Annotated in this window: 22 protein-coding genes; 13 read left to right on the top strand and 9 right to left on the bottom strand. The window is 60.5% G+C overall.

Going from position 1 to position 21471, the window contains the following annotated elements; all coding sequences use genetic code 11:
• The first annotated feature begins 21 nt into the window (after positions 1-21).
• Genes grxC through RAZWK3B_RS02385 form a run of 3 tightly spaced genes read left to right on the top strand, consistent with a single transcriptional unit; the run spans position 22 to position 1552 of the window.
• Complete coding sequence (gene grxC / locus RAZWK3B_RS02375; RefSeq protein WP_007811860.1) at positions 22-279, top strand: glutaredoxin 3; 258 nt, start codon at positions 22-24, stop codon at positions 277-279.
• Complete coding sequence (locus RAZWK3B_RS02380; protein WP_007811861.1) at positions 276-1106, top strand: carbon-nitrogen hydrolase family protein; 831 nt, start codon at positions 276-278, stop codon at positions 1104-1106. Before grxC ends, RAZWK3B_RS02380 begins: the two co-directional genes overlap by 4 nt.
• Positions 1106-1552, top strand: a complete 447-nt coding sequence (locus RAZWK3B_RS02385; RefSeq protein WP_007811862.1) for a MarR family winged helix-turn-helix transcriptional regulator — start codon at positions 1106-1108, stop codon at positions 1550-1552. The genes RAZWK3B_RS02380 and RAZWK3B_RS02385 overlap by 1 nt, the downstream gene beginning before the upstream one ends.
• A gap of 3 nt (positions 1553-1555) precedes the next feature.
• On the opposite strand, the gene ubiG is transcribed toward RAZWK3B_RS02385, so the two are convergent.
• Complete coding sequence (gene ubiG / locus RAZWK3B_RS02390; RefSeq protein WP_007811863.1) at positions 1556-2302, bottom strand: bifunctional 2-polyprenyl-6-hydroxyphenol methylase/3-demethylubiquinol 3-O-methyltransferase UbiG; 747 nt, start codon at positions 2300-2302, stop codon at positions 1556-1558.
• Positions 2303-2350: 48 nt separating this feature from the next.
• On the opposite strand from ubiG, the gene pip reads away from it, so the two are divergent.
• From pip to infB, 5 genes are all read left to right on the top strand, one after another.
• Entirely contained in the window at positions 2351-3325 is a 975-nt protein-coding gene (gene pip, locus RAZWK3B_RS02395) for a prolyl aminopeptidase (RefSeq protein WP_007811864.1), read from the top strand.
• Positions 3326-3603: 278 nt separating this feature from the next.
• Positions 3604-4176, top strand: coding sequence for a ribosome maturation factor RimP (rimP, locus tag RAZWK3B_RS02400; RefSeq protein WP_007811865.1), 573 nt, complete (start codon positions 3604-3606; stop codon positions 4174-4176).
• A gap of 2 nt (positions 4177-4178) precedes the next feature.
• Positions 4179-5801 (top strand): transcription termination factor NusA, encoded by a 1623-nt coding sequence (gene nusA / locus RAZWK3B_RS02405; protein ID WP_007811866.1) that lies wholly within the window; start codon positions 4179-4181, stop codon positions 5799-5801.
• A gap of 23 nt (positions 5802-5824) precedes the next feature.
• Positions 5825-6457, top strand: coding sequence for an RNA-binding protein (locus tag RAZWK3B_RS02410; protein WP_007811867.1), 633 nt, complete (start codon positions 5825-5827; stop codon positions 6455-6457).
• Positions 6454-8943, top strand: coding sequence for a translation initiation factor IF-2 (gene infB / locus RAZWK3B_RS02415; RefSeq protein WP_007811868.1), 2490 nt, complete (start codon positions 6454-6456; stop codon positions 8941-8943). Before RAZWK3B_RS02410 ends, infB begins: the two co-directional genes overlap by 4 nt.
• 70 nt (positions 8944-9013) lie before the next feature.
• Here the strand turns inward: infB and mutT are convergent, their stop codons facing one another.
• From mutT to RAZWK3B_RS02430, 3 genes are read right to left on the bottom strand one after another with little or no spacing between them, the layout of a single operon-like run.
• Positions 9014-9412 (bottom strand): 8-oxo-dGTP diphosphatase MutT, encoded by a 399-nt coding sequence (gene mutT / locus RAZWK3B_RS02420; protein ID WP_007811869.1) that lies wholly within the window; start codon positions 9410-9412, stop codon positions 9014-9016.
• Positions 9409-10638 (bottom strand): bifunctional glutamate N-acetyltransferase/amino-acid acetyltransferase ArgJ, encoded by a 1230-nt coding sequence (gene argJ, locus RAZWK3B_RS02425; RefSeq protein ID WP_007811870.1) that lies wholly within the window; start codon positions 10636-10638, stop codon positions 9409-9411. The genes mutT and argJ overlap by 4 nt, the downstream gene beginning before the upstream one ends.
• A gap of 3 nt (positions 10639-10641) precedes the next feature.
• Entirely contained in the window at positions 10642-11499 is an 858-nt protein-coding gene (locus RAZWK3B_RS02430; RefSeq protein ID WP_007811872.1) for a peptidylprolyl isomerase, read from the bottom strand.
• Positions 11500-11685: 186 nt separating this feature from the next.
• Between RAZWK3B_RS02430 and secA the strand changes: the two genes are divergently transcribed.
• The 3 genes from secA (at position 11686) to RAZWK3B_RS02445 (ending at position 17129) form a co-directional block, all read left to right on the top strand.
• Complete coding sequence (gene secA / locus RAZWK3B_RS02435; protein ID WP_007811874.1) at positions 11686-14388, top strand: preprotein translocase subunit SecA; 2703 nt, start codon at positions 11686-11688, stop codon at positions 14386-14388.
• Between the two features lie 95 nt (positions 14389-14483).
• Positions 14484-15545 carry a hypothetical protein gene (locus tag RAZWK3B_RS02440; protein WP_037294806.1) on the top strand — a complete coding sequence of 354 codons (1062 nt, stop codon included), beginning with the start codon at positions 14484-14486 and terminating at the stop codon, positions 15543-15545.
• Between the two features lie 24 nt (positions 15546-15569).
• A complete protein-coding gene (locus RAZWK3B_RS02445) occupies positions 15570-17129 on the top strand; it encodes a substrate-binding domain-containing protein (protein WP_037294807.1) in 1560 nt (519 codons plus the stop codon).
• Here RAZWK3B_RS02445 and radC read toward each other — a convergent pair.
• The 3 genes from radC to RAZWK3B_RS02460 form a co-directional block, all read right to left on the bottom strand.
• Complete coding sequence (gene radC, locus RAZWK3B_RS02450) at positions 17126-17890, bottom strand: RadC family protein (RefSeq protein ID WP_007811878.1); 765 nt, start codon at positions 17888-17890, stop codon at positions 17126-17128. The two genes, RAZWK3B_RS02445 and radC, sit on opposite strands and share 4 nt — an antisense overlap.
• Before the next feature lie 247 nt (positions 17891-18137).
• Positions 18138-18821 (bottom strand): IS6 family transposase, encoded by a 684-nt coding sequence (locus tag RAZWK3B_RS02455; protein WP_007811879.1) that lies wholly within the window; start codon positions 18819-18821, stop codon positions 18138-18140.
• 33 nt (positions 18822-18854) lie between these two features.
• Positions 18855-19460, bottom strand: a complete 606-nt coding sequence (locus tag RAZWK3B_RS02460; RefSeq protein ID WP_007811880.1) for an NAD(P)/FAD-dependent oxidoreductase — start codon at positions 19458-19460, stop codon at positions 18855-18857.
• 123 nt (positions 19461-19583) lie between these two features.
• On the opposite strand from RAZWK3B_RS02460, the gene RAZWK3B_RS21905 reads away from it, so the two are divergent.
• Together RAZWK3B_RS21905 and RAZWK3B_RS02465 are read left to right on the top strand one after the other, a co-directional pair.
• A complete protein-coding gene (locus tag RAZWK3B_RS21905) occupies positions 19584-19682 on the top strand; it encodes a helix-turn-helix domain-containing protein (RefSeq protein WP_353611279.1) in 99 nt (32 codons plus the stop codon).
• Between the two features lie 27 nt (positions 19683-19709).
• Complete coding sequence (locus RAZWK3B_RS02465) at positions 19710-20492, top strand: LysR substrate-binding domain-containing protein (protein WP_198133231.1); 783 nt, start codon at positions 19710-19712, stop codon at positions 20490-20492.
• A 206-nt stretch (positions 20493-20698) separates the two neighbouring features.
• On the opposite strand, the gene RAZWK3B_RS02470 is transcribed toward RAZWK3B_RS02465, so the two are convergent.
• A complete protein-coding gene (locus tag RAZWK3B_RS02470) occupies positions 20699-21031 on the bottom strand; it encodes a type II toxin-antitoxin system RelE/ParE family toxin (protein WP_007811882.1) in 333 nt (110 codons plus the stop codon).
• Entirely contained in the window at positions 21031-21306 is a 276-nt protein-coding gene (locus tag RAZWK3B_RS02475; RefSeq protein ID WP_007811883.1) for a hypothetical protein, read from the bottom strand. Before RAZWK3B_RS02475 ends, RAZWK3B_RS02470 begins: the two co-directional genes overlap by 1 nt.
• Between the last annotated feature and the right edge of the window lie 165 nt (positions 21307-21471).

Here is a 21471-nt window from a genome sequence, read left to right on the forward strand (position 1 = left end):
ACATCCAGGAGACCCGAGATCATGCAACCCGTGGAAATCTATACCTCGCCGCTTTGTGGTTTCTGCCACGCCGCCAAGCGCCTTTTGAAACAGAAGGGCGCCAACTTCACCGAAGTGGATGTACTGGTTGAGCCCGCCCGCAAGCCGGAAATGATCCAGCGGGCCGGTGGCAAGAAGACCGTGCCGCAGATCTTCATCGGTGACATCCATGTCGGTGGATGCGACGAGCTTTATGCACTTGAACGGGCCGGTAAGCTGGATGCCCTGCTGTCGGCATGAAGGCAGCACTCATACAGCTTAATAGCAGTGACGACCCGGATGAAAATCTGGCTGTCACGCAATCTCTGGTGGCTGAGGCCGCCGGCGCAGGGGCCGATTTCGTTCTGACGCCGGAAGTCACCAATTGTGTCTCGGCGGACAGAACGCGTCAGCAAAAGGTTCTGCATCCCGAGATGACGGACCCGACCCTGGCAGGCTTGCAGGCGCAGGCGCGGGATTTGGGCATCTGGCTTTTGATCGGATCGCTTGCCCTCAAGACCGAGGACGCGGATGGGCGTTTTGCCAACCGGTCCTTTCTGATGTCGCCGGAAGGACGGATCGTGGCACGCTATGACAAGATTCATATGTTCGATGTGCAAGTGTCCGAGACCGAAACCTATCGCGAATCCGCAGGATACAGGCCCGGCACGACAAGCGTGCTCGCCCAAACGCCGATCGGATGCATCGGGATGACTGTCTGCTACGATATCCGCTTTCCGCATCTGTATCGCCAGCTTGCGCGCGGCGGTGCCCAGATCCTGACCGTGCCCTCCGCGTTTTCGCCGGTGACCGGTGCAGCCCATTGGGAAACGCTCCTGCGTGCTCGGGCGATCGAGACGGGCTGTTACGTGCTGGCACCTGCGCAAACCGGCCAGCATGGGTCCGTGTCGGCCAAGCGGCGCGAGACATTTGGCCATTCGCTTGCGGTTGGACCATGGGGAGACATTCTGGCAGATGGTGGAACCGAGCCGGGTATCGTATATGTCGACGTGGATCTTTCCGAGGTCACAAAGGCGCGACAGCGCATCCCTTCGCTTGACGCGACAACCGAGTTCGACGGACCTTGATGACTGATGGCAACAGCAATAATTCCCTGGCCGTGGCGCTGTTCAGCGAGATCCTGACCAACGACCAGTTGATTCGAAACAGGCTTAGCCGTGTTTTGCCGAAAGGGATGGAGATCAGCCATTTCTCGGTTCTGAACCATCTGGCGCGTATTTCCGATGAGCGCAGTCCGGCACAATTGGCCAAGAGTTTTCACGTCACTCGCGGCGCCATGACGAACACTCTGAACAAACTGGAGTGGGCCGGATACGTGCATATCCGGCCAGACTGGGATGATGCCCGCCGCAAGATGGTGTCGATCAGCCCCGCAGGCCGACAGGCCCGCGAGGCGGCGATCGCCGCAATCACACCGATGATCACCGAAATGGTCGGCGAGTTGGGCGAGGCCAAGGTGCGCGCCACGCTGCCCGTTCTGCGGGAATTGCGCGCCAAGCTGGAAAGCGACTGACCGTCAGTCCGGTTTGGTGCTGGCGGTGACGTAGTTGACGCTGAGGTCGCGTGACGACAGCGACCAGCTCCAAGTGATCGGGTTGAACACGAAGCCCTTGCGATCCACCGGGGTCAGGCCCGCCTGTTTCAACAGGGCATAAAGCTCGTCCGGCGTGATGAACTTCTTCCATTCGTGCGTGCCCTTCGGCAGCCAGCGCATCACGTATTCCGCGCCGACGATGGCCATGGCGAAGCTTTTGGCGTTGCGATTGATGGTCGAGCAGATGTGCAATCCGCCAGGCTTGAGAAGCTGCTGACAGGCGCTCAGGTAAGACAGCGGATCGGCGACATGTTCGACCACTTCCATGTTCAGCACGGCATCGAACTGCTCGCCTGCGGCGGCGAGGGCTTCGGCGCTGGTGTGGCGATAATCGATCGTCAGGCCGGATTGTTCAGCATGAACCTGGGCCACGGGAATGTTGCGCTCGGCGGCATCGGCGCCAACCATGTCTGCGCCAAGACGCGCCATCGGCTCGGACAGCAAGCCACCGCCGCAGCCGATATCCAGAATACGCAAGCCCGAAAAGGGTTTATCGGTTCCCAGATCGCGATCAAACTCGGTGGCGATCTGGGAGGTGATGTAGTCCAGACGGCAGGGATTGAGCATGTGCAACGGTTTGAATTTGCCGTTTGGATCCCACCATTCGGCGGCCATCGCCTCGAATTTGGCGACTTCGGCTGGGTCGATCGTGCTTCGAGCGGCTTGCATTCTGCTCTCCATATGCTCTTTTGGAATTATCCCTCTATATAGGACGTCATGGATAAATTCTCGGATCAAAAGAGCGCAGTTCAGTACCTGCATCCGCCAATCGAACCGTTCGACCGGCGCATGATGGATGTGGGCGATGGGCATGAGATATACGTAGAACAGTCGGGCCAACCCGATGGGCTGCCCGTTGTGGTGTTGCATGGCGGGCCGGGAGGTGGATGCAGCCCGGCGATGCGGCGGTATTTCGATCCGAATATTTACCGAATCATCCTGTTCGACCAGCGCGGGTGCGGCAGGTCACGCCCACATGCCAGTGTTGAGGCAAATACGACGTGGCACCTTGTGGCCGATATCGAGCGTATTCGCGAAGCGTTAATGATAGATGACTGGATCGTTTTCGGAGGCAGTTGGGGCGCCACGCTTGCGCTGATCTATGCTCAGACCCATCCGGATCGGGCAAGGCATCTGGTCTTGCGGGGTGTCTTCACCATGACGCAGGCCGAGCTTGACTGGTTCTATGGTGGGGGTGCCGGGCGGTTCTGGCCGGAAACTTGGGCGCGATTTCAAGAGCTTGTGCCGGAGGATGAGCGCGGCGACATGATCGCGGCCTATAACCGACGCCTGTTTTCCGGAGATCGGCCGCAGGAGATCCGCTTTGCCAAGGCCTGGTCTGCCTGGGAAAATGCGTTGGCGACGGTGCAGTCGAACGGGGCGGGAGGTGATAGCCCGCCGGATTATGCGCGGGCCTTTGCCAGACTGGAAAACCACTATTTCATCAATGGCGGCTTTCTGGAGTATGATGGTCAAATAATTGATAAGATTGCAAAAATCGCTCATATTCCCGGCACGATCGTGCAAGGGCGTTATGATATGATCTGCCCGCCTGCTGCCGCGTATACGCTGGCAGAGCGTTGGCAGAATGCCAGTTTGCGGATGATCCCCGTGGCGGGTCATGCCCTTTCTGAGCCGGGGATCAGCGCAGAATTGGTCAAGGTGATGACGCGGCTGGCACGAGAGGGCTAACGACGCCGGACCGGCGCAAAATGCGTGTCGGTATCACGTCGGTATTGCGTCGGTATCACGTCGGTATTGCGTCGGTATCGCGACTGTGCCGGGCACCGATAGGGAACATCGGGCAAAGGGTTACGAGAGTGGTCGCAGGAAAGTTCCGCTTTCTCTTGCAGACTCGGCGCATGAGGCGTATACGCACCTCAACAGCGGCGCCTCCGGGTCCAAACCGGAAGGCTCCACCGGAGATATGTGACGGGCCGCGCGCCCGTTTTTTTGTGCTGACAGGATCCATGACGAACGACCTGATTGCAAAAGCCGCGATCGACCGCCGACTGGCGGAGATCATCACCCCGGTCATCGAGGACATGGGGTTCGAGTTGGTGCGTGTCCGTCTGATGGGCGGCAAGACCCATCTGCTGCAGATCATGGCCGAGAGGCCCGAGGGCGGGATCGAGGTGGATGATTGCGCCAAGATATCGAATGCGGTGAGTGCGGTGCTGGATGTCGAAGATCCTGTCACGGACCCCTACACGCTGGAAGTGTCCAGCCCCGGAATCGACCGGCCCCTGACACGGCTGAAGGACTTCGCGGACTTCGAGGGATACGAGGCCAAGATCGAGACCTCGGAGCTGATCGACGGGCGCAAGCGCTTCAAGGGCGTTCTGGCTGGCGTTGAGGATGACGAGGTTCTGATCAATATCGAGGAAGGCACGGTCGGGTTGAAATTCGACTGGCTGAGCGACGCGAAGCTGGTGCTGACCGACGAGCTGATCAAGGAAATGCTGAAGGCCCGAAAGGCCGCTGGCACATTGAATGAAGACGCGTTTGACGAGATCGAGACCGAAGGGTCTGAGGAGGACTGAAGATGGCAATTACCTCTGCAAACCAGCTTGAGCTGCTGCAAACCGCCGAGGCCGTGGCCCGCGAGAAGATGATCGATCCCGGCCTCGTGGTCGAGGCGATGGAAGAAAGCCTCGCACGGGCGGCCAAGAGCCGTTACGGCGCCGAGATGGATATCCGGGTGTCGATCGACCGCAAGACCGGCAAGGCGAATTTCACCCGCGTGCGCACCGTGGTGGCGGATGACGAGCTTGAGAATTATCAGGCCGAAATGACCGTCGATCAGGCCAAGCAGTACCTTGACGATCCCAAGATCGGCGATGAGTTCATCGAAGAGATCCCGCCTGTCGATCTGGGCCGCATCGCGGCGCAGTCGGCCAAGCAGGTGATCCTGCAGAAGGTCCGCGAAGCCGAGCGCGATCGTCAGTACGAGGAATTCAAGGATCGTGCGGGCACCATCATCAACGGTGTCGTCAAGCGCGAGGAATACGGCAATGTCATCGTCGATGTCGGCCGTGGCGAGGCGATCCTGCGCCGCAACGAAAAGATCGGGCGCGAAAGCTATCGCCCCGGCGACCGTGTGCGCGCCTATATCAAGGATGTGCGCCGCGAAGCCCGCGGTCCGCAGATTTTCCTGAGCCGGACCGCGCCGGAATTCATGGCCGAACTGTTCAAGATGGAAGTGCCGGAAATCTACGATGGCATCATCGAGATCAAGGCCGTCGCGCGCGACCCCGGCAGCCGGGCGAAGATCGCGGTCATATCCTATGACAACTCGATCGACCCGGTCGGCGCCTGTGTGGGTATGCGCGGCAGCCGTGTGCAGGCCGTCGTGAACGAGCTTCAGGGCGAAAAGATCGACATCATCCCGTGGAACGAGGATCAGCCGACCTTCCTTGTGAACGCGTTGCAGCCCGCCGAGGTGAGCAAGGTGGTTCTTGACGAGGAAGCCGAGCGGATCGAGGTTGTCGTTCCCGAAGAGCAGTTGAGCCTGGCGATCGGTCGCCGTGGTCAGAACGTGCGCCTTGCCAGCCAGTTGACTGGTCTGGATATCGACATCATGACCGAGGCCGAGGATTCGGAGCGCCGCCAGAAGGAATTCGAGGAGCGCACGAAACTGTTCGTGGACACGCTGGATCTGGACGAGTTCTTCGCCCAGCTTCTGGTCTCCGAGGGCTTCACCAATCTCGAGGAAGTCGCCTATGTCGAGCTCGACGAGCTTCTGGTGATCGACGGGGTGGATCAGGATACCGCCAACGAGCTTCAGGCCCGCGCCCGCGACGTGCTGGATGCGCAGGCGCGCGAAGCGATGGAGAAGGCCCGTGAGCTTGGCGCCGAGGACAGCCTTATTGAATTCGAGGGTCTGACACCCCAGATGATCGTTGCGCTGGCGGAAGACGGTGTGAAGACACTCGAGGATTTCGCCACCTGCGCCGACTGGGAGCTGGCTGGCGGCTGGACAACGGTTGATGGGCAGCGCGTCAAGGACGAGGGCGTTCTGGAACCGTTCGAGGTGTCGCTTGAGGAAGCACAGAACATGGTCATGACGGCAAGGGTCATGCTGGGCTGGGTCGATCCAACAGAGCTTGAGCCGGATCTCGAAGAGATCGACGGCGACGAGAGCGAAGATCAGGAGGCCGAGGCCTGATCCGTCAGGCCTCGGAGGCATTGATGGGGCGCGGTGGGCAACCCAAGGACCGGAGCGAAGGTCCCGAACGCAAGTGCATTGCCACGGGTGAGGTGAGCCCGGCGCACGGCTTGATCCGGTTCGTGATTGGTCCTGATGGGCAGCTTGCGCCGGATATCGCCGGTAAGCTGCCCGGGCGCGGCATCTGGGTGTCCGCCGATCGCGATGCGATCGAGACGGCGGTAAAGAAGAAGCTGTTTGCCAAGGCGGCGCGTCAGGCCGTCACCATGCCCGAGAACCTGCCCGACTTGATCGAAGATCAGTTGGTGCGCCGGGTCGTGAACCTGATCAGCCTTGCCCGGAAGGGCGGAGGCGCGGTCACGGGCTACGAAAAGGTCAAAGACTGGCTTTCCAAGGAGGAGGCCACCGTCTTGCTGCAGGCCAGCGACGGATCGGAACGGGGCAAATCGAAATTGAGCACTCCCCATGGCGGCCGCTTTATCGGGTGGTTGACCGCGGCGGAACTGGGTCAGGCTTTCGGGCGACAAACGGCTGTGCACGCCGTACTGGGTGCTGGCGGTTTGGCCCAACGTGTTGTAGAGGAGGCGGCAAGGTTGAAGGGCCTGCGCGTCTCGAACGGCGGACAGAGCCGCCGGAAAGGAAGTGGAACCAGATGAGCGACAACGACGAGAAAAAGACTTTGGGTGTGCGTGGCGGTCCCCGTTCGGGGAATGTGAAGCAGAGCTTCAGCCATGGACGGACCAAGAACGTCGTCGTGGAAACAAAGCGCAAGCGCGTGGTCAAACCCAAGCCGGGTGGGCCTGCGGCGGGCGGTGCTGCGGGATCGAGACCGCAGTCGTCCTCTGGCGATGCGTCCAAGCGCCCTGCCGGCATTTCCGATTCCGAGATGGAACGCCGCATGCGCGCCTTGCAGGCCGCACAGGCCCGCGAAGTCGAGGATGCCGCGCGCCGTGAGGCCGAGGAAAAGGAGCGCGAGGAAGAGCGCCAGCGCCGTCGTGAAGAAGCCGAGGCCAAAGAGCGCGAACAGCGCGAGGCCGAAGAGCGCGCCCGCGCCAAGGCCGATGAGGAAGAGCGCAAGCGCCTCGCAGCCGAGCAGGCCGCCGCGGCACCGCCTCCGCCGCCGCCCGGCGAGGATGCGGCCACACGCGCACCCGCCAAACAACCGCCGCGCAAACAGGAAAAGGTCAATACGGACCGGGATCAGGAGCGTGGCCGTGGCAAGGTCCGCGATGACGGTGGACGCCGCGCTGGCAAGCTGACGCTGAATCAGGCATTGGCCGGTGGCGAAGGCGGCCGCCAGAAATCGCTGGCCGCGATGAAGCGCAAGCAGGAACGCGCCCGCCAGAAGGCGATGGGCGGCATGCAGGAGCGCGAAAAGGTTGTGCGCGACGTGCAGCTGCCTGAGACGATCGTTGTCTCGGAGTTGGCCAACCGCATGGCCGAACGCGTTGGCGACATCATCAAGGCGCTTATGAGCAACGGCATGATGGTCACGCAGAACCAGACAATTGACGCTGATACCGCCGAGCTGATCATCGAGGAGTTCGGACATCGCGTCGTGCGGGTCAGTGACTCGGACGTGGAAGACGTGATCGATCAGGTTCAGGACAAGGCCGAGGATCTTGAACCGCGTCCGCCGGTCATCACGGTGATGGGCCATGTGGACCACGGCAAGACATCGCTTCTGGATGCGATCCGCGATGCCAAGGTGGTGTCGGGTGAAGCCGGGGGAATCACCCAGCATATCGGCGCCTATCAGGTCGAGACCGACTCGGGTGCGTTGCTGACCTTCCTCGATACGCCCGGTCACGCGGCCTTCACGAGCATGCGTGCCCGTGGTGCGCAGGTGACGGATATCGTGGTGCTGGTGGTGGCCGCAGATGATGCGGTGATGCCGCAGACCATTGAGGCGATCAACCACGCCAAGGCGGCGCAGGTTCCGATCATCGTTGCGATTAACAAGTGCGACAAGCCCGATGCGAACCCCGACAAGGTCCGCACCGATCTGTTGCAGCACGAAGTTGTCGTCGAAGCGATGTCCGGTGATGTGCAGGATATCGAAGTCTCGGCCAAGACCGGCAAGGGGCTTGAAGAGCTGCTAGAGGCGATTGCGCTGCAGTCCGAGATCCTCGAACTGACGGCCAACCCGAATCGGGTTGCCGAAGGTGCGGTGATCGAAGCGCAGCTTGATGTGGGCCGTGGCCCGGTGGCGACTGTGCTTGTGCAGAAAGGCACGCTGAAGCAGGGCGATATCTTTGTCGTCGGCGAGCAGTGGGGCAAGGTGCGCGCGCTGATTAACGACCGTGGCGAGCGGGTGCAGATTGCTGGCCCTTCGGTTCCGGTCGAGGTTCTGGGCCTGAACGGTACGCCCGAAGCGGGCGACGTTCTGAACGTGGTCGAGACCGAAGCGCAGGCGCGCGAAATCGCCGAGTATCGCGAGAAAGCGGCCAAGGAAAAGCGCGCGGCGGCTGGTGCCGGCACATCGCTGGAGCAGCTTCTGGCGAAGGCCAAGGAAGACGAGAACCTCAAGGAACTGCCGATTCTGGTCAAGGCCGACGTGCAGGGTTCTGCCGAGGCGATCGTTCAGGCGATGGAGAAGATCGGCAACGAAGAGGTGCGCGTGCGCGTTCTTCATTCGGGCGTCGGCGCCATCACGGAATCGGATATCGGCCTTGCCGAAGCGTCAGGCGCACCGGTTCTGGGCTTCAACGTCCGCGCCAATGCGCCGGCCCGTAACAGCGCCAACCAGAAGGGCGTGGAAATCCGCTATTACAGCGTGATCTACGATCTGGTGGACGATGTGAAAGCGGCGGCCAGCGGTCTGCTTGGTGCCGAGGTTCGCGAAAACTTCATCGGTTATGCGCAGATCAAGGAAGTCTTCAAGGTGTCGGGCGTCGGCAAGGTTGCCGGGTGTCTTGTTACCGAGGGTATCGCGCGCCGGTCTGCCGGGGTGCGCCTGCTGCGCGACGACGTGGTTATCCACGAAGGCACGCTGAAGACGCTCAAGCGCTTCAAGGATGAAGTCTCAGAGGTTCAGTCGGGTCAGGAATGCGGCATGGCGTTCGAGAACTACGAAGATGTGCGTCCGGGCGACGTGATCGAGATCTTCGAGCGCGAAGAGGTCGAACGCACGCTGGATTGATCCTGATATCAACGAAAATTTGAAAGGGGCTGCCCAAGGGCGGCCCCTTTTCGCATTTTGCAGGACGGTCCTACAGCCAGTCGCGCAGGATCGGGATCAGGGGAATGTCCGCAGGCGGCATGGGATAGTCGCGCAGGGCATTCGGTTTGACCCATTTCAGGGTCTGCCCCTCGCGCCCCTGCGGGGTTCCGTCCCATTTGCGACAGGCGAAGAGCGGCATCAGCAAGTGGAAATCGTCATAGCTGTGGCTGGCGAAGGTCAGGGGCGCGAGACAGCTTTGCCAGGTGTTGATGCCCAATTCCTCTTCAAGTTCGCGGATCAGCGCATGTTCGGGCGTTTCGCCCGGCTCCACCTTGCCGCCCGGAAACTCCCACAGGCCAGCCATCGACTTGCCCTCGGGACGTTGCGTGAGAAGAATGCGGCCATCAACGTCGATAAGTGCCACGGCAGAAACAAGCACGGTCTTCATGAGCGGTAATCGGCGTTGATGTCGATATAGCCATGGGTCAGATCGCAGGTCCAGACAACCGCCGTGCCGCCGCCAAGACCGAGATTGACATGGATCACGAGCTCTTGCTGTTTCATGTAGAGGGCCGCGTCTGCCTCGTCGTAATCGGGATCGACCCAGCCATCGCGGGCCACGCGGATATGCCCGAACCAGATGGACAGCGTGTCCCGGTCGGCCCGCGCGCCGGATTTGCCGATGGCCATGACGATCCGCCCCCAATTGGGATCTTCGCCGACGATGGCCGTCTTGACCAGCGGCGAATTGGCGATGGCCATGGCGTGGGTATGGGCGTCGGTGTCGCTGGCGGCGCCGGTCACCGACACCTCGACGAATTTCGTGGCGCCTTCGCCGTCGCGCACGACCTGATGGGCGAGATCGAGCATGACCTGGCGCAGACCAGCCATGAAGCCGATGCTTTCGTCGGTGACCCGGATGCCGGACGCGCCGGTGGCCGCCACCAGAAGTGTATCCGAGGTCGATGTGTCGCTGTCGACGGTGATGCAGTTGAAGGTGGTGCGGTTCAGCGCGGTGACCATGGATTGCAACACCGGCTGGTCGATCACCGCATCGGTGAAGATATAGACCAGCATGGTCGCCATGTCCGGCGCGATCATGCCCGATCCCTTGGCGATACCGGCGATATGGACGTTTTGCCCGTCGATCGTGACGGTTGTGCCAGACCCCTTGGCGAAGGTGTCGGTGGTCATTATGGCGCGCGCGGCGGCGTCGATCGCGTCGGGGGCCAAGTTGGCTGACAGCTCATCGAGTTTGGCGGTGATGCGGTCATGCGGCAACGGCTCGCCGATGACACCGGTGGATGAGGTGAAAATCCGCGTTTCGGGCAGGTTCAGAGCCTTTGCAGCGGCATCGGTCACCGCCTTGACCGATGCATCGCCATGGCGCCCGGTAAAGGCGTTTGCGTTGCCCGAATTGACGAGGATCGCCGCCCCGGCGCTGTTGTGCTGCCCGATTTTCCGCTGGCAATCGAGCACTGCCGAAGACCGCGTCGCCGAGCGCGTGAAGGCCCCGGCCATGGCCGTGCCGGGGGCCAGAACGGCCAGCATCACGTCTTCGCGGCCCTTGTAGCGCACCCCGGCTTGAGCGGTTGCAAAGCGCACCCCGGCGATATGCGGAAGATCGGGAAAAGAGGCAGGAGCAAGCGGGGACAGCGGAGGCTTTGCGCCCATTTGTCAGTTCTCCAGAAGATCGAGATTGTTGATCGTTTCCGGCGCGATACCCGATGCATCGCTACGTTCGATCGTGGCTTGGTCGGTCAGGGTGTCGACATGGGCGTCGAATTTTTCCTGCTGAAGAGTTTCTTCGATCTCGGCGCGGACCTCTTCCAGCGGGGGTGTTTCGGTAAGCCGGGTTTCATTCAGCTTGATGACATGCCATCCGAATTGGGTCTGCACCGGCTCGGAGACCTGTCCCGGCTCGAGGCTTGCCACGGCGTTGAAGAACGACTCGACCATGACACCGGGGCCAAACCAGCCCAGATCGCCGCCATTGGGGCCAGAGGGGCCGGTCGAATTCTCGCGGGCAAGAGTGGCGAAGTCGGCGCCGCCTTCCAGTTGGGCGATCAGATCGCGAGCTGTTTCCTCGGTTTCGACAAGGATATGCGCGGCCTTGTATTCGGTCTCTTGGCCGGCGCTGGCATAACGCTCTTCGTAGGCGGCTTGTATGTCGGCGTCGGTCAGAGCGCCTTGCATCACTTTTTCGATAACCTCGGTGGCGAGGATCGCGCGGCGTTCATTTTCAAGCACCAGGGCGCTGCGCTTGGACACTTCGCCCTCGAAGCTTTGCATGAGGAGGGTTTGCTGAATCAGCTGATCGAGAATGCCGTTGAACAGGATTTCCGGCGGCAGCTGGCCATATTGCGCAGGCAGGCTGGCGCGCAGCGCGATCATGTGGCCCAAGGTGATATCCGTGCCGTTCACAGTGGCCAGAACGGTATCGATATCCGGGCTGTCCTGAGCTGCCGGGGCTTGCGCGAAACCGACCGCTGCGACAATCGCGAGGGCCGGGAAAAGCTTGGTACGGAAGGTCATGAAGTCTTTCCTTTGCAGTGCTGCGTTGGGTGACGCGCGCCTGCGCGACGTTGACACTCTAACGGCGGCCCCTTACATCGGCTTTGGACCAAGACACCGCCATTCTGTGCCTTTCTAGGGTGGTGCGGAAGGCGGGGCAAGCAATTGCCTCTCACTGACAAGTGCAAACACCGGAACGGATTGGATATGCTGGGTATTGGAACTGTCGCCAGGAAGATCTTCGGCACCCCGAATGACCGCAAGATCAAGGCGACACGCCCGCTGGTCGAGAAGATCAACGCGCTAGAGCCTGAGTACGAAGCGTTGAGTGACGCGGGGCTTATCGAAAAGACCCAGGAATTCAAGAAGCGACTCGCAGAGGGCGAAAGCCTTGACGCCCTTCTGCCCGAAGCCTTTGCGAACTGTCGGGAGGCGGCAAAAAGAGCGCTTGGATTGCGCGCCTTCGATGTGCAGTTGATGGGCGGCATTTTCCTGCATCAGGGCAATATCAGCGAGATGAAGACCGGCGAGGGCAAGACGCTGGTGTCGACGTTTCCCGGCTACCTCAACGCGCTGACGGGCAAGGGTGTGCATATCGTAACGGTCAACGACTATCTGGCCAAGCGCGATGCCGAATGGATGGGCAAGGTCTATGCCGCCTTGGGCATGACCACAGGCGTGGTTTACCCGCAGCAGCCCGAGTCCGAGAAACAGCAGGCCTATGCGTCGGACGTGACCTATGCCACCAACAACGAGCTTGGGTTCGATTATCTGCGCGACAACATGAAATCGTCGCTCGAGGAGATGAATCAGAAGAACCATTATTTCGCCATCGTGGACGAGGTGGACAGTATCCTGATCGACGAGGCGCGCACGCCGCTTATCATTTCCGGTCCGGCACAGGATCGCAGCGAGCTTTATGTCAGCATCAACGAGCTGATCCCGCTGCTGAACGAAGAGCATTACAAGATCGACGAAAAAACCCGCAACGTGACCTTCACCGACGAGGGGAACGAATATCTGGAAGAGGTTCTGCACGACCGCGGTCTGCTGGATCAGGGGCAGTCGCTTTATGATCCGGAGAGCACGACCATCGTGCATCACGTCAATCAGGGTCTGCGCGCGCACAAGCTGTTCCTGAAGGACAAGGATTACATCGTTCGCGATGGCGAGGTTGTTCTGATCGACGAATTCACCGGACGGATGATGGCGGGCCGACGCTTGTCGGACGGGCTGCATCAGGCGATCGAGGCCAAGGAAGGCTGCAAGATCCAGCCTGAGAACGTGACCCTCGCCAGTGTCACCTTCCAGAATTATTTCCGCCTGTATGAAAAGCTGTCTGGCATGACCGGGACCGCTGTCACCGAAGCCGAGGAATTTTCCGAGATCTACGGGTTGGGTGTGGTCGAAGTGCCGACCAACAAGCCGATCGCCCGTATCGACGAGGATGACGCCGTTTACCGCACGGCGCAGGAAAAGTTCGATGCTATCGTCGAGACGATCCGCGAAGCCCATGACAAGGGTCAGCCGATCCTTGTGGGGACCACCTCGATCGAGAAGTCGGAAATGCTCAGCCGGTTGCTGACCTCTGCCGGGATCACTCACAACGTGCTCAACGCGCGCCAGCATGAGCAGGAGGCGCAGATCGTCGCCGATGCCGGCAAGCTGGGCGCCGTGACCATCGCCACCAACATGGCGGGCCGCGGTACCGACATCAAATTGGGCGGGAATGTCGAGTTCAAGGTGATGGAGGCGATTGCCGCCAATCCCGAAGCCGACCCCGAAGAGCTGCGCGCCCGCATCGAGGCCGAACACGCCGATGACGAAAAGGCCGTGATCGACGCGGGCGGTCTGTTCGTTCTGGCCACCGAACGGCACGAAAGCCGCCGGATCGACAACCAGTTGCGCGGCCGGTCGGGGCGGCAGGGCGATCCGGGGCGTTCGGCGTTTTTCCTGAGCCTTGAAGACGATCTGATGCGTATTTTCGGATCGGAGCGGCTGGAAAAAGTGCTGTCGACGCTTGGCATGAAGGAAGGCGAGGCGATCGTGCACCCGTGGGTCAACAAATCGCTGGAGCGCGCGCAAGCCAAGGTCGAAGGGCGCAACTTCGACATCCGCAAGCAATTGCTCAAGTTCGACGATGTGATGAACGAGCAGCGCAAGGTGATCTTCAAGCAGCGGCTGGACATCATGAAGGCCGAGGACCTGTCGGAGATCGTGCAGGACATGCGCAGCGAAGTGATCGACGATCTGGTCGACACCTACATGCCGCCCAAGACCTATGCCGATCAGTGGGATACCGAGGGTCTTCATGCTGCCGTGAAGGACCAGTTGAGCATGGACCTGCCGGTCGTCGCATGGGCCGACGAAGAGGGCGTGGACGACGAGGATATCGCGGAACGCCTTGAAAAGGCCGCGGACGAGATGATGGCGCAGAAAGCGGCCGCCTTCGGCCCTGACACGATGCGGTCGGTTGAAAAGCAGATCCTGCTGCAGGCCATCGACACCAAGTGGCGTGAGCATCTTCTGACGCTCGAGCATTTGCGGAGCGTCGTGGGCTTCCGGGGCTATGCGCAACGCGATCCGCTGAACGAATACAAGAACGAAGCGTTCCAGCTCTTCGAGACCATGCTGAACAGTCTGCGTCAGGATGTGACGCAAAAATTGTCGCAGATCCGGCCGATGACCGAAGAAGAGCAGAAATCCATGATGGATGAGCTTCTCAGGCAGCGTGCCGCAATGGAAGCGGCTGCGGCACCATCAGCGGATCAGGACATGGTTTCGGCTGAGGATGCAGCGCCTGGCTTTGATGAAAATGACCCAGCTACCTGGGGCAATCCGGGCCGCAATCAGATGTGTCCTTGTGGGTCTGGCAAGAAGTTCAAGCATTGCCACGGGCGGCTTGCCTGACCCGGTTTGGCCCGAATGACTCCTTGACAGCGCCATAGGGGCGCCGTTTTTCCGGAATATTCCTGACCTCGTAGTGTAGGTGCGAGGCACGGATCATGTCGAAGTTAAGACGGTACCTGATGGCAGGCGGCACATTTGCATGTGCCCTGACAACCGGGTTCATCATGCAGAGTGTGGCGGAGACGCCAGAGCCATCGCAGGCAGGCGCAGCAGCGATACCGAAGGCAAGCGTCGCGGCAACAGGGCCCACGACGCCGCTGGCGGTGACAGGAGCGGCTCAGGCCGCCGAGAACCCCGAGCCGCCGCTTGATCTATCGGATGTGACGCTGACATCGGCGTTGCCCGAGATGCCGCCCGCGGCGCCGCAGCCCATGCCGCTGCCGGACAGATCGCTGGACGCTTCCGCCTTCGTCAACGCAAGTCTCGAGCAGACCCCGGCCCTTGATCTTCCGGTCGAACAGGCCCCTCCGTCTTTCGACTGTGACTTGACGCTGACCGGGGCTGTCACGGCCGCCGCGATGGTTGACCTTGCGCTGGATGCCGCTTGCCTGCCCAATGAAAGCTTCACGCTGCATCATCAAGGCATGATGTTCACCGGGGTCACCGATGCCGAGGGTCGATGGAACATGACGGTGCCGGCCCTTGCGGAAAACGCGCTTTATATCGCTGCGTTCGGTAATGGCGAAGGTGCGCTGGTGAATGTCGATGTGACCTCGGTGTCTTTTTATGACCGGGTCGTAGTGCAATGGAGCGGCCATAGCGGTATGCAGATCCATGCGCGGGAATATGGCGCAAGCTATGGTGATGACGGGCATGTCTGGGCCGATGCGGCACGGGATATGTCGGTTGCGGCCGCCGGGGAAGGCGGGTTTATCACGCGGCTTGGCACACAGGACGCCGGGAACGGGCGCATGGCGGAGATCTATACGTTTCCATCGGCCATCGCGGTCCGTCCGGGTGAGGTGACCCTGAGTGTCGAGGCCGAGGTCACGGCGCACACCTGTGGCCGGGATATCGACGCGCAGACGATCACGATCCTGCAGGGCGAGACGCCATCCATACAGGAGATTTCGCTGGCGATGCCGCAATGCGACGCCACGGGAGACTTTCTGGTGTTGAAAAACATCGTCAATGACCTGAAGATCGCGCGGAACTAAATCGCAGCAATCGAGGGCCAATCCATGAGACCAGTACGTGCGGCGATGATCGCCGCACTTTTTACGATCGGAACGGGCCTGTCGGTGAATGCTCAGGATGTGACACTCACGTCGCGCGACGGAGATGTGGAAATCTCTGGTAATCTTTTGGGGTTTGATGGTGAGTTCTACCGGGTCGATACCATTTTCGGTGAATTGACGGTCGATGGCTCGGGAGTGCTGTGCGAGGGTCCGGGATGCCCCAATCTCGAGGATTTCGTGGCGCGCGTTACCCTGTCTGGTGCCCCCGTTATCGGGCGTGTCCTGATCCCTGCGTTGCTCGAGGCTTTCGCGATCCGGTATGAGTACGAGCTGAGCCGAACCAGCCTTGAGGATGGGCAATATGTCTATGGTCTGACCAATGCGCAAAGCGGTGCCCTGGTGGGAGAGTTCACTCTGAATCTGTCGACGAGCGATGAGGGTTTCGCCGATTTGCTGGTTGATGCGACCGATATCGTCATGTCCATGCGCGAGGTCCGCGACGACGAGGTGAGGCGCGCCGAAGAGCTGGGCCTGGGGGATTTGAACGCGCGCGGTCGCAGTATGATCGTGGCGCTGGATGCGCTGGTGCCTATTGTCGCCCCGAGCAATCCCCTACAGGCGATAACCACGCCGCAACTGGCCGCTGTTCTGGCGGGTGAAATCACCAACTGGTCGGATATCGGAGGCCCCGATGCGCCGATAACGGTGCATGTCGTCACTGAAAAATCGGGCATCGGACAGGCGACGCAGGATCGCTTGCTGGCGGCGCGGGGTGGGGCGCTGGTGGAGGGTGCGATACGCCATGCCGATGGTCAGGCCCTGATAGAGGCGGTGGCGGGTGATCCTTTCGGGTTGGGTGTGACCAGCCGTTCGGAGACCGGGAATACATGGACCTTGGCCTTGAGGGGCACGTGCGGGTTCACGCTCAGGGCGACGCGCCGGGCCGTCAAGACCGAAGATTATCCGCTGACCGCGCCGCTTTTCCTGTATATGCCGGCGCGGCGGTTTCCCAAGCTGGTCAGGGAGTTTCTGACGTATCTGCGCGATCCGTCGGCACAGCTTGTGGTGCGGCGGGCGGGATTCGTGGATCAGGCGCCGGAGGAAATCGAGATCAACGCACAGGGTGATCGGTTCGCCAATGCCATCACACAAGCGGGCAGCGAGGTGGGGCTGGAGGAGCTGCAGCGCATGGTGGCGCTGCTCTCGCCGCTCAGGCGGTTGACGACGACATTCCGTTTCGAGGCCGGGTCGGCGCGGCTGGATGCGCAGTCGCGGTCGAATGTGCAGCAGCTTGCCCGGGCGTTGGAGATTGGGCTTTATGACGCGCGCAGGCTTGTTTTTGTGGGATTTAGCGATGGTGAAGGGCCAGCGGCGGGCAACAGGCGGATTGCCGAGCAGCGCGCCGAGGCGGTGAAGACGGCGGTGATCGCGGCGGCGGAGACGGCCAATCTGTCGCGGATCACGATTGAGACAGCAGCCTTTGGTGAGGCGATGCCGATGGCCTGCGATGACAGTGAATGGGGGCGGCAGGTGAACCGGCGCGTAGAGGTCTGGGTGCGCTAGAGATAGCCTTGGGCGCGAAAGCTGATCTCGCAGGATTTGCCGATGATGAGATGGTCGTGCAAGGTCAGCCCCAAGGCTTGGGCAGCGGTCTGAATCTGGTGGGTCATGTGGATGTCGGACTCGGATGGGGTGGGGTCACCTGATGGGTGATTATGCACTAGAATCAAGGCACTGGCATTGAGGTGCAGGGCGCGCTTGACCACTTCGCGCGGATAGACGGGGACGTGATCGACGGTGCCGTTGGCCTGCGCCTCATCGGCGATGAGGATGTTCTTGCGATCGAGATAGAAGACGCGGAATTGTTCGGTTTCACGGTGGGCCATGGTGGTGTGGCAATAGTCCAGAAGCGCATCCCAGGACGAGATGACCGGCCGCTGCAGGACGCGCGCACGAGACAGGCGGTGGGCCGCAGCCTCGATGATCTTGAGCTCGCAGATCACGGCGTCGCCGATGCCCGGCACTTCGGTCAGTTGGGCGGCGGAGGCAGAGATGACGGCGTTGAAATCACCAAATCTATCAAGGAGTTGGCGGGCCAGAGGTTTGACATCCCGGCGCGGGATGGCCCGAAAAAGCACCAGTTCCAGAAGCTCGTAATCCGGCATCGCGGCAGCACCGCCCGACAGGAACCTGTCGCGCAACCGTTTGCGATGATCGCGGATATAGGAGGGCAGGCGCCCGCCGGGGGGGAGGCTGCCGGGAGGCGAGGTGTCTGCGGCGAAAAGCGGCAGCGGCAGATCGGAAAAGGCATGCGGATCGGACATATCCGGAGAGTGGCGCGCGAGGGTTAGAAAAGCGTTAACAGCGGCCCGAAAAGCGCATCGGTATCACGTCGGTATTGCGTCGGTATCATGTCGGTGCCGTTGGGCGTTAACCATTTACTGTCAGGCAAAGTAACCGGGCAAAGAAAAAGGGCGCGCCAATGCGGCGCGCCCCGGAGCAGGATCGGTGGGCTTCGGGCTCTGTCGCAAATTTTTCTGATGGCTGCAAACAGGCTTCCAGCGGACATGATTATGCTGCCAGCTCCGCAAAGATCTGGAACGCCGAAGCGCCGTTGGCCGCGATTTGACCCTTGCGGATCATGTGAACGGCCTCGATGCCAGCAATGGTTGCGGCGGCCGAGTGGAACGCCTTGAAGCCCATCATCGGGGCGGTGATCCGCTTGATGAAGCGATGGTCCTGCTCAAGAATATTGTTCAAGTATTTGACCTGTCGGATCTCGACCGTGCGGCCTTTGCCGGTGAATTTCAGGATCACGTTTACCGCCTGCAGGCCGGCCAGGTTTGCGCCGCTCTTGTCGATAACGACCCTGTCGGGAACGCCGTTGATGCCGATCGCCCGATTGAAGAAGCGCCGTGCGGCAGCCAGGTCCCGGCGCTCGGACAGCATAAAATCAAGCGTTTGACCATCGCGGTCCACGGCACGGTAGAGGTAAGTCCAGCGCCCTTTCACCTTGATGTAGGTCTCATCAATTCGCCAGGATTTGGCTGTCTTGCGCTTTCTCGCCTGGGCCCGATCGGCAATGAGTGGCGCGAATTTCACCACCCATCGGTTAAGCGTGGCGTGGTCAACCGCGACGCCGCGCTCCGCAAGGATCTCTTCAAGGTCCCGGTAGGAGACTGCGTAACGAACATAGAAGAACACCGCATGCAGGATCACTGACTTCGGATAATCCACGCCCTTGAAATCGATCACGTCAACCGCCTTTTACCAACTCACTGACAATGCTCACATATTCGGGGATACCAAGGAACCCAAAACTTTGCGACAATACCTCCAGGTGTTGTCCTTGTGCTGGGTCAGGGCGGTGACGGGCGTGTTGCGATAAACTTCCGCCCCGGCATTGCGCGCGCGGCGCGCCAGCGCCTGACACAACTGCGCAGGGTCGATGTCGCCGTCCATCCCGTCCCATAGCCCGCCCAGAAGCCGGTCCGTTGTAATCAGCGGGTGACGCCGCGCGCATTCGGCGGGGTCGAGGATTTCATACTCCACGCCCATGCCCCGCGCCATCGACGCGAAGTGGCGGTAGCCCTGCATCTGCTCGGGCGTGTTGGCAAGGCGGATGCCACCGTCTCCGTGGTGGTAGTTGATCGGGTAGTCCGGGTCCGCGGCCAGCTCCTGATAGAGCTTGATCGAGTGGGACTTGAGGCCAACCATCGTCTGGGTCATCCCGAAATTGGTGACCTGCGCCGCCGAATGCCACGTCGTGCCGCTGGTCAACTCATTGCGTTCCACCAGAACCACGTCGGTCCAGCCTTCCTGTGTGAGGTGATAGAGCGTCGAGCAACCTGCAATGCCGCCGCCGATGACGACAACTCTGGTTCTGGTTTTCATGGCACGGCTCCCGATTGCGCTCGCATTCACAATTGCAAATAGACGATGCTTTGAAAAATAGTTTAATAAGCTATATTACATCTTAAATTCAGAGGTTTCAGCATGGTTCTATCCCTACGCGCGATGCGCTACCTTCAGGCGGCGTTGAAACTGGGAAGCATCACAGCGGCGGCAGAAGCGATGCGCGTCGCACCGTCGGCGATTGCCTCTGCACTCAACTAGGCCGAAGAGGCCTTTGGCGTCGCATTGGTGACGCGGGCACGGGCGAAAGGGGTCTTTCCGACGTTGGCGGGGCGCGATGTGCAGCGACGCGTGGATGACCTGTTGGAACGCTATGACGCCTTGCTGACCGGTGTATCCGACCTGCAATCAGGTCTTTCCGGGACGTTGTCGATCGGCTTCAACGCTCCGATCGCGCCAGCGTTCTTGCCAGAAATCTGCGCGCCGCTGCTTGCCGCCCACCCCGAGGTTACGCTGTCATTGACCGAAGGCGACAATACATCCGTCCAGAAGGGGCTGCTGGACGGTCAGTTTGACGTAATAATCTTTGTGGCCGAGCTGCCCAACCCTCAAATCGCGACACAACCGCTGATCTTCGCACCGACCTATTGCTTGTGTGCTGCGGATCACCCTATGGCGCAAAACGGGGCTGTAACAGTTTCGCAAATAGCGCGGGAGCCGCTGATCTTGTTGGACCGGCCTGCCGCGCGGAGCTACTACATGGATCTGTTGGAACAAAGCGGCGAAGAGTTTCGCATCGTCGCCACGGCCAATTCCACCGAAATGGTGCGCTCGCTCGTGTCAGCCGGGATCGGGGTGTCGCTGTTGAACATGCGGCCACGCGCGGTGACACCCTATGCGGGCCGCGAAATTCGCTGCTTGCCGGTGTCCGGCGCACTATCCGGCGTCACACTTTCGCTGGGATTCCCGCCGGGACCGAAACGACGACTGGTGCAAATGTTTGTCGACAAGTGCACCGCCTTTTGCGAGGGGCCGCAAGGTGCTGAACTGATTGTCCTCAATGACAGTTAAAAAAGAGACTGCAGCATTCGATTTCTGGCATTGCCTTTCAATCAGACCGGCAGCATCGCTGAAATATAGCGAAAGTCTGTAATGCGAATACAAGGAGACATTCTCAAGGTAACGATGAGTGGTGGCTTTGTCCCGCAAATTTCCAGTTCAATTCGAACGCAGCGAAGGTCCGGTAAACGACTTCTGCAGTATTTACGGCTGTAGGCCTAATCAGCGAATACCTGTCTTGCCGAGGCCAGCCTCATCCAATCCCGGCCACCGAATGCGACGAGAGCGAAATAAACATGCTCGGCATCTAAATCCGGTTTGAATACGATTGTCAGTCGGTGACCTGCGCCGCCATGACGCACGAGCCATCCGTCCAGCTTGCCACCGAGCCGAGTCCCAGATTGCGGGTTTGCGGCGATTTTTTGGATAAGGGCATCAATTTCATCTAGTCGACGGCTCGCGGCCGCAAGGTCACCGTCGGTCACTTCGACAATATGGTCGACGATACCGATGAGGTCCCGTTCGAAAAACGGGTGTCTGACAAAACGCATTAGGTCTTAGGTGCCATTGCGGCAAGATGCGCCCTTGCGCCTGCAGTGACCTCGGAGGTTTCACCGACGGGTTCCCATTGCTCGAGTGGCAGAGACAGGCGGCGTTCCAATTCTGCTTCGAGCAAAGACCGTTCACGATCTCGCTCTGCCTTGGCCTTCGCCAATTCACCCGAAACCGCCGCACTCATATTGGGGTACTCGCCAGCTTCGACCAGCTCCCTTGCGAAGGTGTAGGCGGTATCGGTGAAACTGACAGATTGCTTTTGAACGGTCATAGCAGACTCCTTGGTGCTCCAATAGACTACCGAATTCTACCTCATCTGGCAAGCCGGTCAGGCCGATCAAGTGAAATGCTTCAATAGCCTACCGGTCTCCCCAGCTCGGCTTCGCGTGTCGCAGGGGAGAACGGCCCTTCGGTCCGTCGCGCATTCGGCCATGTG

Source organism: Roseobacter sp. AzwK-3b, from assembly GCF_000170875.1.
Classification (GTDB): domain Bacteria; phylum Pseudomonadota; class Alphaproteobacteria; order Rhodobacterales; family Rhodobacteraceae; genus Roseovarius; species Roseovarius litoreus.